The organism is Gordonia sp. PvP123, from assembly GCF_040547295.1.
Classification (GTDB): domain Bacteria; phylum Actinomycetota; class Actinomycetes; order Mycobacteriales; family Mycobacteriaceae; genus Gordonia; species Gordonia terrae.
On sequence record NZ_JBEPPN010000011.1, the window covers coordinates 13,138 to 25,651 of the forward strand.

Annotated in this window: 9 protein-coding genes; 3 read left to right on the forward strand and 6 right to left on the reverse strand. The window is 71.4% G+C overall.

From position 1 onward, the window contains the following. Positions 1-44: 44 nt before the first annotated feature. Complete coding sequence (locus ABIC25_RS20315) at positions 45-329, forward strand: mycoredoxin (protein WP_004023425.1); 285 nt, start codon at positions 45-47, stop codon at positions 327-329. Positions 330-355: 26 nt separating this feature from the next. Here ABIC25_RS20315 and nudC read toward each other — a convergent pair whose 3' ends face one another. The 4 genes from nudC to ABIC25_RS20335 all read right to left on the reverse strand — a co-directional run bounded on the left by nudC (position 356) and on the right by ABIC25_RS20335 (position 9,304). Beyond that, on the reverse strand, positions 356-1,285 hold the full coding sequence (gene nudC, locus ABIC25_RS20320) for an NAD(+) diphosphatase (protein WP_354562896.1): 930 nt from the start codon (positions 1,283-1,285) through the stop codon (positions 356-358). Positions 1,286-1,320: 35 nt separating this feature from the next. Continuing rightward, positions 1,321-2,391, reverse strand: a complete 1,071-nt coding sequence (locus ABIC25_RS20325; protein WP_004023427.1) for a potassium channel family protein — start codon at positions 2,389-2,391, stop codon at positions 1,321-1,323. Between the two features lie 102 nt (positions 2,392-2,493). Beyond that, positions 2,494-5,883, reverse strand: coding sequence for an ATP-dependent helicase (locus ABIC25_RS20330; protein WP_354562897.1), 3,390 nt, complete (start codon positions 5,881-5,883; stop codon positions 2,494-2,496). After that, positions 5,876-9,304 (reverse strand): ATP-dependent helicase, encoded by a 3,429-nt coding sequence (locus ABIC25_RS20335; protein WP_354562899.1) that lies wholly within the window; start codon positions 9,302-9,304, stop codon positions 5,876-5,878. The genes ABIC25_RS20330 and ABIC25_RS20335 overlap by 8 nt, the downstream gene beginning before the upstream one ends. A 114-nt stretch (positions 9,305-9,418) precedes the next feature. Here ABIC25_RS20335 and ABIC25_RS20340 point away from each other — a divergent pair, with 114 nt between their 5' ends. Further along, positions 9,419-10,195 (forward strand): alpha/beta fold hydrolase, encoded by a 777-nt coding sequence (locus tag ABIC25_RS20340; protein WP_033206056.1) that lies wholly within the window; start codon positions 9,419-9,421, stop codon positions 10,193-10,195. A gap of 62 nt (positions 10,196-10,257) precedes the next feature. Next, on the forward strand, positions 10,258-10,560 hold the full coding sequence (locus ABIC25_RS20345; protein ID WP_354562901.1) for an MGMT family protein: 303 nt from the start codon (positions 10,258-10,260) through the stop codon (positions 10,558-10,560). An 8-nt stretch (positions 10,561-10,568) separates the two neighbouring features. On the opposite strand, the gene ABIC25_RS20350 is transcribed toward ABIC25_RS20345, so the two are convergent. Both ABIC25_RS20350 and ABIC25_RS20355 read right to left on the reverse strand, forming a co-directional pair. Further along, a complete protein-coding gene (locus ABIC25_RS20350) occupies positions 10,569-11,312 on the reverse strand; it encodes a sirohydrochlorin chelatase (protein WP_064570860.1) in 744 nt (247 codons plus the stop codon). Positions 11,313-11,329: 17 nt separating this feature from the next. Continuing rightward, complete coding sequence (locus tag ABIC25_RS20355; RefSeq protein WP_033206084.1) at positions 11,330-12,514, reverse strand: uroporphyrinogen-III synthase; 1,185 nt, start codon at positions 12,512-12,514, stop codon at positions 11,330-11,332.

Genomic DNA, 12,514 nt, shown 5'->3' on the forward strand with positions numbered 1-12,514 from the left:
ATGCCGACGGGAACAGCGGGCCCGGACATGGTGTTATGGGACCCATGAGCAACGTGATCGACGACGAGGCCGGCGCCCGCACCTCCGACACCGGCGAACTGACCATGTACACGACATCGTGGTGCGGATTCTGCGCCCGCCTCAAGCGCGGCCTCAAGAGCAGCGGAATCACCTGGCAGGAGATCGACATCGAGCTGAACCCCGACGCCGCCGAGTTCGTGGGCAGTGTCAACGGCGGCAATCACGTCGTGCCCACCGTCCTCTACGCCGACGGCACCACAGCCACCAACCCGTCGATCGCCGACGTCAAGGCCAAGCTGGGCGTCTGAGACGCATCGGGTCTGCTCGGCGCGGGTTACCCGGCCGCCCAGGCCTCGATCATCGATCGCGCGATGGAGATCGACCCGGGAAGGCGCAGACGATCCGCGTCGTCGGCGCCCGGCGCCTCGGCGCGTGACCAGCCGTCGCCGCGGGCAAGAGCCTCCCGGACCTCATCGCGGTTGAACCACTGCGCGTCGCCGATCTCTCCGTCGAGGAATGCCAGCTCGTCGGTCGGGTCGCCGATGGCCGCGAAACCCAACATGAGCGACCGTGGGAACGGCCAGGGCTGGCTGCCCAGGTAGCGCGGTTCGCGCACCACGATGCCGACTTCTTCGTGCACCTCGCGGAGCACGCACTGTTCGAGCGACTCCCCCGGCTCGACGAAACCGGCAAGCGTCGAATACCAGCCGTCCGGCCACACGGCCTGCCGACCGAGCAGGATGCGGTCGGCACCGTCGTGGACGACGGTGATGATCGCCGGGTCGGTACGCGGGAACTCGTCTCGTCCGGAGTCGACGCTGCGCCGGACCCACCCGCCGCGAGCGGGTTGGGTGGGCGAACCGTCGACCGGTGAATGACGGGCGGTCTCATGCCAGTTCAGGATCCCCAGTGCGGTGGCGAGCAGGCCCGCCTCGTCGGCGGACAGCCGCGTCGCACCACGCCGGGCGTCGTCGGTCGGGCCGTCGATGTGGTGCACACGACGCGTCCACAGGTCGGCGCCACCGTCGGCCGCGTCGAAGCCGAGGATGACCGCGTCGGCCGGTGGAGCCTCGGCGACAGTGGTGGCGGCGACCCAGTGCAACGCACCGGCATCGCTCACCGGGTATCGACCGGCCGCGTCGATCAGCAACACCTTCGCCGTCGGCCATCCGGCGGCCATCCGGTGCGCGTCGTCGCGGATGGCGTCCGCGCGGTCGAACACCGCACGCGACAGCAGGGGCGGTTCGGGCAGCTCGAAATGCACTGGCGCACAAGCCTTTCTCAGAAGCGGCGGATCGGTCAGTCGTCGTTGGGGCTCTTGCGGACATACAGCAGGCGGTCGCCGACCTCGATCTGTTCGACCTCGCTGTCGTCGACACGATGCAGTACGCCGTTGCGCACGACGCCGAGGACGATGTCGCGGGTGTGGGCAGGCGACCCGCCGGTCTCGGTCGGATCGACCTCACGTTCGGCGATGGCGTAACCGGCGTCCGGGGTGAGAAGGTCCTCGATCACCTCCACCACCGACGGGGTCATCGTCGCGATGCCGAGCAGGCGACCGGCGGTCTCCGACGACACCACCACCGAGTTCGCACCGGACTGCCGCATCAGGTGGGTGTTCTCCGATTCCCGGATCGACGCGACGATCTTCGCCCGCGGGTTGAGTTCGCGGGCGGTGAGTGTGGCGAGGACCGCGGTGTCGTCGCGGCTGGTGGCCACGACGATGCTCGCGGCGTGGGCCACGCCGGCCAGCCGCAGCACATCCGACTTCGTGGCGTCGCCGCGCACCGTGACCAGTCCGTCGGAGGCGGCCGCCTCGAGGACCGTGGCGTCGGCGTCGACGACGACGATCTCGGAAGGCTTGATGCCGTCACCGCGCATCGCGTCCACCGCGGTGCGGCCCTTGGTGCCGTAACCGATGACCACGGTGTGATTGCGCACGGTATTCCTCCAACGCTGGATCTTGAGCGCCTGTCGAGACCGTTCGGTGAGCACCTCGAGGGTGGTACCGATCAGCACGATCAGGAACAGCACGCGCAACGGCGTGATGATGACGAGGTTGATGAAACGGGCGAACGGCGTGATCGGCGTGATGTCGCCGTAGCCCGTCGTGGAGAGGGTCACCGCGGAGTAGTACAGCGCATCCAGGTACGACAGCTCGTTGTCCTGTGCGTCGCGGTAGCCGGCGCGATCCAACCAGACCACGACCGAGGTGAACAGCAGCGCCAGGGTCGCCCAGAAGACGCGTCGGCCGATCGCCCGGCTCGGACTCTGCTGGAGTTCGGGGATACGGACGACGCCGACCAGTGCATGGTCGGGCCGGTTGACCAGATCGGTACCGCCGAAGCGTCGGCGCAGGCGGTTAGCCACCGGCGCGCTCGCGCTCGTCGAGTTCGCTCACACGCTGCAATGTAGCCCACCACGGCGCCCCACAACTCATCTGGCGGGACTCCCCTCGCGTCACGGGCCGGCTCATCGGGCGAGCTTGGCGGCGAGGGTCGCCTCGTCGGGCAGGTCGTCGGCCTCCAGCGTGTGCCCGTCGCGCACATAGTGGAAGGCGGCCCGGACCTTCGTCGCCTCCACCCCGGCCAGTTGCGCCCACGCCAGGCGGTACGCGGCGAGCTGGATGAACAACGATTCCCGGCGGGCGGGTTCGGGGATCACACCGGTCTTCCAGTCGACGACCGTCCACGAGCCGTCCTTCTCGGCGAAGACCGCATCGATCCGTCCACGCACCACGATCCCGCCGATGACGGTCTCGAAGGGCACCTCCACCTCGGTGGGACTGCGATTCGCCCAGGGCGAGGAGAGGAACGCCGCCCGCAGTTCCTCGAGATCGGCGTCCGGGCTCGCGGTCGCGTCTGCGGCACCGGGCAATTCGTCGATGTCGAGGAGTCGGGTCGCGCCGAACCACCGTTCCACCCACGCGTGGAACGCGGTGCCGCGCCGAGCCATCGGGTTGGGCCGGAACGGCGTCGGGCGGCGCAACCGACGGGCGAACTCGGCTTCGTCGGCGTCGAGTTCGACCAGCTGGCTGACGGACAGGTGGGTCGGCAGCGACACCTCGACGAGCGCCTGATTCGCCTGGTGATGCTCGGCGAGCAGGGCCGACACCTCGGCCTCCCAGGCACCGATCTCGTCCGCCGGATCGGCCGGAGGCGTGGTCGCGGTCTCCGAGTCGACGGCCGGTGCGTCGAACAGCGCGGGCGCTGCGCGGGTGGCGATGGCGTCGGTGACCAGGTCGGCCGCTCGCTGGACCGAGTCGCGGCGGCCGCCGAGCGGATCGCGCGGCCACGGTGCTGCGATCGCACGCTCGGCCAACGGATTCGGGCTGTCCGGCTCCGGCGGCGGCGTACGTACCGCGATCGACAGCCCGGTCGAGTCGACGCTCGGGTCGGTGATCGCCTCGTCGATGCCGACCATCAGCTCGTCGAAGAAATCCGAGCCGCCGCGCGGTTTGTCGCCGGTCTCCGACCAGTGGTGCGCCGAGATGAGCAGATCGTGCCGAGCGCGGGTGAGCGCCACGTACAGCAGCCGCCGATCCTCTTCGAGGCGACGCTCGCCGATCGCGGCCTTGTGGTCGGTCAGGGCGTCCTCGAGTTGCTTGCGGTCGGCGACCGTGTCGATCGTCAGGATCGGAAACCCTTCCGGCGCACCGTCGGCCGCCTCGGCCGGGATGGCCAGATCACCGCGCAGGTCGGCCGGGAGCTCGCGTGCACTGCCCAGCCACGTGGTGTCGGCCTTGGCGCTGGGGAAGATCCCCTTCGCCAGGTGCGGTATCGCGACGACGTCCCATTCGAGTCCTTTGGCCGCATGCACGGTGAGGATCTGTACGCGCTGTTCGGCCACCTCGATGCGCCCCGGCTCCAGACCCTTCTCGATCGTCTCGGCGGCGTCGAGGAACGCCAACAGGCCGGGCAGGTTCGCGCCCGGGCGATCGGCGTAGTGGCTGACGTAGTCGGCGAAGGCGTCGAGATGTTCCCGGCCGGTGATCGCGCCCCGCATGCGGCGCGCCCGGATCTGGGCCTCGACGCCGACCCCGATCGTGTTCTCCACGTCGGCGACGAGTTCGGGGAGCGGCTGTCCGATCCGACGCCGCAAGGACTCCAGCTGCGCACCGAACGCCCGGATGCGCGCGTACCCTTCGGGGCTGTAGTCGGTGGGTTCGCCCGGATCGACGACGGCGTCGGCGATTCCCGCCCGGTCCACGATCTCGGTGGGCAGCACGGCGTCGAGTGCCGCGTCGAGCGCCTCTCGGCTGGTGACGACGCCGCCCGCCTCGGCGAAACTCTCCGCCGCGAGAGTGGTGGCCCGGCGCCACAGCGCGGCGAGGTCCTTGGCGCCCAGCCGCCAGCGGGCCCCGGTGAGCAGACGCATCACGGCGGTCCCGGCCATCGGGTCGGCCATCACGCGCAGGGTCGCGACGATGTCCTCGATCTCCGGGACGTGCAGCAGACCGCCGATGCCAACCACCTCGGTGGGGATGCCCCGGCTCTCGAGTTCGGCGGCCAGCGGTGCCGAATCCTCGTTGCGCCGCACCAGGATCGCGGTGGTCGGCGGTGCCTCGTCCGCGGCCTGGGCCGCGCGGTAGCGTTCCTCGATCGCATCGGCGATGACGTTCCGTTCGTCGACGACGGTCTCGGTCAGCGCGATCGTCGCCGTGCCGTGGGGGGCGTCGGGACGGGGCCGGAGCACGCTGACCGGGATCCCGCGGCGTCGGAGCTCCTCGGAGATCTGATTGGCCAGCCGCAAACCCTGGGCCGCGTTCCGCCAGCTGGTGAGGAGCTCCAGGCGACGGGCGGGAGTCCCGTCGGGACGCGGGAAGTCGCGGGCGAACCGCGGCAGGTTGGCCGCGGAGGCACCCCGCCACCCGTAGATGGACTGGATCGGGTCGCCGACCGAGGTGACCGCGACCGGGGCGCGCCCGTGCCCGCCGAACAGCGTCGACAGCAGCACCCGTTGCGAGTGACCGGTGTCCTGGTACTCGTCGAGCAGGACCGCGCGAAACGCGGTGCGTTCGGCGGTGACGACCTCGGGGTTGGACACCACCAGCCGTGCCGCGAGTGACATCTGGCTGCCGAAGTCGAGCGCGGACTGCGCCCGCATCGTCTCGCCCAGCGCGATCACCATCGGGATCAGCTCACGCCGTTCGTCGATGACCTCCTGCACCTTCAGCAGCGCCTGCGTCGGCTTGTCGCGCTGTTTGGGACCCTTCGGAAGGGTGTCGACGAGCTCGTACAGCGTCGAACCCGCCTGCGCGAGGTCGGTGATGTCGACCAGGTGCTCCGACATCTCGCCGTACAGTTTGAGCACCGCCTCGGTGACACTCGCCGGCACCTTCTTGGTGTTCAGTTCGCCCGGCCACGCGGAGACGAGTGAGAACGCCAGCTGCCAGAGCTCGGTCTCGGTGAGCAGTGTCGACGACGGTTCGACCGGCAGGAGCAGCCCGTAGTCGGCGATCAGCCGCCCGGCATAGGCGTGGTAGGTGCTCACCTCCGGATCGGCACCGCGTAGCCGGGCGGCCAACGCGCCGTCGGGATCCCAGTTCCGCAGCGCCGGCGACCCGGCGAGCATCGAGAGGCGCCGCCGGATGCGGGCGCCGAGTTCGCTCGCGGCCTTGCGCGTGAACGTGAGTCCGAGGATCTCGTCGGGGGCCACGAGCTGGTTGGCCACCAGCCACACCACGCGCGAGGCCATCGTCTCGGTCTTGCCCGCACCCGCGCCGGCGACGACGAGCATGGGTTCCATCGGCGCCTCGATCACCGCGACCTGCTCGGGCGTGGGGTCGGGCAGTCCCAGCGCGGCCGCCAGCGACTTCGCCCCGACGATCGGCCGGTCGATCCGGTCCTGCAGATCAGTCATCTGTCACCGCCTTCCCCGGGATCTGTGCGGGACAACTCGTGGTGAGAGTGCAGTGCACACAACCGGGATTGGGTGTCGCGCTGTACGTCGGTCCGACGCTGGCCCGGGCCGCGCGGCGTACCACCCCGATCCACTCGTCGAGCAACTCCGGTGTCAGCGGCGACTGGACGCGTTCGGCCGCACCGGAATTGCGGTTCGCGGTCGACACGTAGACCAGTCGAGCACCGCCGGGCGGGGTGTCGCCGAACTGCGGCACCCCGCCGTGCGCCAGCGCCACCTGATAGGCCGCCATCTGGGCGTGCTCGTCGGCGTCGGCCTTGGTGATCGGCGTCTTGGAGGTCTTGACGTCGACCACGACCGGCCTGCCCTCGGCATCGGTCTCGAGTCGGTCGACGCGTCCGCGGAGGCGGACCTCGAGCTCGTCGGGGCCCGCGGTGGGGTCGGCGGGAATGGTTGCGTCGACGGGCAACTCGACGCCCACCTCCTCGAGTTCGGAGCGCGAGATGCGCAGCCACTCCCGGAAATGCCCGAGCATGCCCTCGGCGCGCTCGAGTTCGCGGGCCGAGTACCAGCCGGCACCGGTGTCGACACGTTCCCAGATGTCGCGGAGCGCTGCGGTCACCTCGGCCGGATCGAGTTGGCCGGCGACCGCCTGGACGAGCGTGTGCACGAGGCTGCCGGTCAGTGCCGGGGTGCCGTCGCCGTCGCGCCCGCCGTTGCGTTCGAGAACCCACCGCAACGAACAGCGGGTCAGCGCATCGACATTCGACGGCGAGAGGGTCAGCGGACCCGACTCCGGCGTCCACAACGGAGCGTCGGTGCTGGGTGCGGCGAGCCCGAACCAGTCGCGCGGATGCGCACCCGGGATGTCGGAGTCGGCGAGTTCGGCCAGCAGACGCGCCGCGGCCGTCGTCCGGGGCGCATCGGGTTCGTCGGCGCCGGCGATCACCGCCGATCGCAGCGTCGCGACCAGTGAGGGCAACGAGAGCACCCGGTCGACGCCGGGGTCGAGCCGGACCTCGACGCGGGCCGACTCCGCCGGATCGTCGGGATCGCCGACCAGATCCGCGAGTTCGGTGATGAAGCGCGACGGTGACGCGTCCCCGCTGCCGTCCTCGACCGCGGTCACGAGCAACCGGCTACGGGCCCGCGTGCACGCGACGAGGAACAGCCTGCGCTCGTCGGCCAGTGCGGTCGCCCCGCGGGCGACGGTGTCCACGGCGTCGGCGTCCATGCCGTCGAGGATGTCGACGAGTTGTCCGGTGGCCAGAACGCCTCCGCGACTTCGCAGCGACGGCCACAGCCCGTCCTGGACGCCCGCGACGGCGACGACCTCCCATTCGCGTCCCACCGCGGCGTGTGCGGAGAGCACCGTCACCGATTCGGTTGCCGCCGTGGCCGTCCGGCTGTCGCGCGGGATCTGCAGCTGGGACAGGTAGTGCACGAACCCGGCCGGCCCGGCCGCGGGCAGCGTGTCGGTGAAGTCCGCGGCGGACTCGAACATCGCCATGACCGCGTCGAGGTCGCGGTCGGCCTGCTCGCCCGCCGGGCCGCCGCGAACGGCCGATGCCGCCCACCGCCGCTCGAGCCCGGTGGCCTGCCACGCCGCCCACAGGGTCTCCTCGATCCCGCGCCGCGCGTCGTGCACCCGTTGGGCCGCGCCGACGACGTCGAGCACGCGCGCCAGCGGCATCGCCTCGGTCTCGGTGAGTCGGCGACGGTAGCGCGCGCCGACCTCGGGGTCGAGGATCGCGCGGGTCAGGGACGTGAGCGAATCCGGTTGTCCCGCCGGGTCGTCGGCGTCGTCGAGGCGGCGCACACCGCGTCGTAACCGGCGCATCGATCCCGGATCGGCCGCACCGATCGGACCGGACAGCAGCGTGAGCGTGTCCTCGGTGGTGAAGTGGTCGAGCGTGTCGGTGGAGTGCGCGTCCGGCGAAGCCGGGCTCGCCGCACGCGCGGCGACCGCGCGCAGCACCAGCATCAAACCGATGACGGCACGTTGCCGATGCAGCGGCAGGTCACTGGCGGGCGTCGTCAGGGGTACGCCCGCGGACCGGAAGGCCCGTCGCAGCGGCGGCAGCGCCAGCGACACCGACCGGACGACGACCGCCATCTGCGACCACGGCACCTCGTCGAAGAGATGGGCACGCCGCAGCAGGTCGGCGATGGCGGTGGCCTCCTTGGCCGCGGACCCGTACACCCGCACGGCGGCCGCGCCGCCCCCGTTCGCGGGGCCCGACCCCTCCGACTCCGGCTCGGCGGCATCCACATCGGTGGCCGGCCGGGGATAGGGATGCGGGCGGGCGCCGGGCAACCGGGCGGCGATCGCGCGTCCGAGCCGGGACAGCTCGGGCCGGGACCGGAAGTCGTCCTCGAGGAGGATGTCGAGCGGGCTGCCCGGTTCGGCCAGCCCGTCGGCGAAGCGCGGACTCGCACCCCGGAACCCGAACACGGACTGGTCGGTGTCGGCCGCGATGATCGTCGAGAGGGTTCCGGTCCCGACCAGCGTGATGAGCTGCGCCGCTTGCGGATCGAGATGTTGCGCATCGTCGACCAGCAGGTGCCGGATGCGGCGGCGCTCGCCGCTCAGCAGGTCGGGATCGGTGGCGAACGCCGACAGCGCCGAACCGATCAGCTCGGCCGCGTCGACCGCGGGTGCCGAGGCACCCGGCGTCTCGAGACCGACCGCCCCGCGCAGCAGCATGTTCTGCTCGTACTGGGCGTACGCGCGAGCGGCCGCGGTCCACTCCGGCCGCTTGTGTGTACGTCCCAGCGCGGCAAGCTCTTCGGGGCCCACGCCGCGTTCGGCGGCGCGCATCATCAGGTCGCGCAACGCCTGGGCGAAACCGTCGGTGCCCAGCGCGGGCCGCAGGTGAGCCGGCCAGTAACCCGCGCCGTCCTCGATGTCACCGGCGAGGAGCTCGCGCAGGACGACGTCCTGTTCGGAGCCCGTGATGAGCCGCGGCGGCGGATTGTTGTGGGCCTGGGCCTGCAGGCGCAGGATCGCGAAGGCGTAGGAGTGCACGGTCCGCACGAGCGGCTCGCGTAGCGCACCGCCGAGAACCCGGCGGCCGCTCGATCCGGCGGACAGGACGCGCCGGGTGATCTCCTCGCGCAGGGCGACGGCCGCGCGCCGGCTGGACGCCAGGACGAGAACGGACTCCGGATCGGTGTCCGGGTCGAGCAGTCGGGCCACCGCGGCGTCGACGATCAGCGCAGTCTTCCCGCTCCCCGGACCGCCGTGCACCCGTACCGGACGCCAGGCCTGTTCCTCGTCGGCCGGGCGGCTCGTGGGCGGCTCGATGACCTCGGCCACCGCAGGCGGCCAGTGCCGGGGACGATCCGTGGAGTCGGGGGCCGCGACAAGTCGCGCGCGCAGCGCGCTGCGCGGGGTCTGGGCACCCGGTCTCCGACTCATGCACCCATCGAATCACGGCCCACCGACGCTCTCGGCGGGGCGCCGCCACCTGCGTCGGTTCCCGTCCGCCACCTGCATCGGTTTCCGCCGGGGGCCGTACGGCAGGATGGACGGGTGGCAGCTCTCAACACCCATGTCTTCGGCAGCGGTCCTGCGGTTCTCGCCATCCACGGGCTCACCGGCCACGGCCGTCGCTGGGCAGCGCTGGCCGACCACCTCCCCGGTGTCCGGCTCGTCGCACCGGACCTGATCGGTCATGGCCGGTCACCGTGGCGCCCGCCGTGGAGCATCGAACACCAGGTGCGGGCGCTGTCGGCGGTGATCGACGACCACATCCCCGCCGACGAGCAGCCGGTCGTCGTCGTGGGGCACTCGTTCGGCGGCGCGCTGGCGCTGCACCTGGCCAACCGCCGCCCGGACGCGGTCAAGGGCCTGGTGCTGCTCGATCCCGCGCAGGGCCTCGACCCCGAGTTCGCGCTCGAGGTGGCCACCGACAGTCTCGACAACTGGGACTACGCCGACGCCGACGCCGCACGCTCGGCGAAACGTGCCGAGGGCTGGGCGGCCGTTCCCGACGCGCTCATGGAGAGCGAGCTCGCCGAGCACCTCGTCCCCCGGCCGCGAGGGCGGGTCGGCTGGCGGGTCAGCGCCCCGGCCGCCGCGGCGTCGTGGAGCGAGATGGCAAGACCCGCAGTGCTTCCGCCACCCGGCACACCAACCCATGTGGTGGTCGCCGATCAGGTCCAGCCGCCGTTCGTGCGGCCGGCCTTCCTGGATGCCTGCGCAAGCGAACGCGGCACCGAGGTCACCGTCCACCACGCCGACTGCGGGCACATGGTGCCGTTCCTCGAACCCGGGCTCAGCGCCACCCTGATCCGATCGCTGCTGTAGCGCGGATCATCCACGCGGCTCGCCGAGTCGGGCCCGACGAGAACGACGGGAGGTCTGCGCCGATGGCGGCCATCACCGAAGAGCAGGTGGAACGGGTCCGCGCACTGGTGTCGGCGATCCCGGTGGGGCAGGTGAGCGCCTACGGCGACCTGGCCGTGGCAGCCGGATTGTCCAGTCCCCGGATCGTGGGCTGGATCATGCGGACCGACACCGCCGACCTGCCCTGGCACCGCGTGGTACCCGCCGGCGGCCGGCCGGCACCCCACCTCGCGACCCGGCAGCTGGAACGCCTACGGGCGGAGGGTGTTCCGATCACCGACGGGCGGATCCGACTGCGGGAGTGCCGCTGGGACCCCTCCGCCTGAGGGGTTGCCTACCTCAGACGCGCCGCGGCGGTCCGCCGATACGGACTGATCGCCGCGCGCATCCGCGTCACGATCAGGTCGACGATCCGCGGGTCCGGCCCCAGCGGTGCGGCCACCGCGTCCGCACCGTAGGTGTTCAGCCGCTGATGGAACAGGCCCGGTGCGAGGAGGTGGCTCGCGATCACGACCCGGCGACCCGTTCGCCGCGCTCGTTCGACGGCGTCGGGCACACTGGGCGTCGCTGTCGTGATGAACCCGACCTCGACTCGCCCGCCGATGAGCGATTCGAGCTGCCGGGCCGCGAGATGCACCTGGCCACAGGCACTCTCGTCCGACGAACCCGCAGCGGCGAGCACGACCGCGTCGCCCGGTTCCCAGCCCGCTTCGGCCAGGCGGAGTCGCGCGACCGCGGCGATGGCCGGGTCGGGTCCGAGCGCCCGGGTGACCACGGTGTCCTCCCGGCCGGCGGCCGCGACGTGTTCGGGTAGGTCCTTGCGGACGTGGTAGCCCGAGGCGAGGAACGCCGGGACCAGGACGGCGGGGCGATCCAGGTCGGCGATGACCTCGCTCGGTGTGGGCCCGAGGACGTCGACGAACGCGGTACGGGTGAGACCGATCCGGTCGCTGACGGCCTCGGCGATCTGGGCGATGACCGAGACCCCGTGGGGATTGCGGGTCCCGTGCGCGACCAGGACCGGGCTGTACCCCTGTAGACGGTCGCCGTGCGGAAGCCGTACATGGTTGTCGTGCATGTGTTCTCGCTCCTTCCTCACTCGTCTTCGGCGTCGTACTCGAGGTCGACGGCGAGTCGGTAGCCCCGTTTGACCACGGTCTGCACCATCTTCGAATCCCCCAGCGCGGCACGGAGTCGCGCGACGGCGACCTCGACCGCATGGGTGTCGGAGCTGTCCCCGGGCAACCCCGCGAGCAGCTCCTGGCGGGAGACCACGCGGCCGGGGTTACGGGCCAGCAGCTTGAGCAGGAGAAGACTCGTCGCCGACATCTCGCGGAGCTCGCCGTCGACAACCACGGCCTGTCCGCGGATGGCGGTGTCGTGACCGGCGACCCGCAGCAGATGGCTGCGGCGCGGCAGTTCGTCGGTGATCAGCCGCGCCAGCGCACCGAGCCGGAACCGGCGCGGGTAGATCGTGGGGATCTGCAGTGCCTCCAGCGGACTGGCGGTCACCGAGCCCACACACATGACCGGCACCGCGGTCCGCAACGCATGGACGAACTGCTGCAGCTTGCCCAGCTCCTTGGCGCGGGTCAGGATCGATGCCGCCGCCGGCGCACTCGTGAAGGTGATCGCATCGAGATCGCCGCGGAGCACCGCCGCGATCATCTTGTCGATGCGCGCCACGTCGGGATGCATGTTCCAGCGGTACACCGGGATGGGCACCACCTCCGCACCGGCGGCGCGCAGAACCGTGCAGAAGTCCGGCAGCGGCTCCCATTCGCTGGTGGCGCCGTGCAACTGCACGGCGATCCGGACGCCCTCGACGCCCTCCTCCAGCAACCGGTCGAGCACCTCCGAGGAGGACTCGCTCTCCGGCGACCACTCCTCGCGCAGACCCGCCGCCCGGATCGCACCCTTGGCCTTCGGGCCGCGGGCGATCAACCGGCTCGCGGACAGCGCCCGCAACACGGCTTCGGCGTTGCCCCAGCCGTCGGCGGCCTCGACCCATCCGCGGAACCCGATGCCGGTCGTCGCGACCATCACCTCCGGCGGGTTCCCGATCAGTTCCTCGGTCACCCGCTCGAGCTCGGTGTCGTCGACCAGCGGCAGGATGCGGATGGTCGGGGCGTGCATCACCTCGGCACCGCGTCGTTCCAGCAACACCGCGAACTCTTCGGCGCGCCGGGCCGCGGTGATGCCGATGGTGAATCCGGCGAGTGGCAGCGGATCCGCTCCCGGGGGGCCTGAGCCGGCGGGGTCTGCACCGGTGGGGGTCAT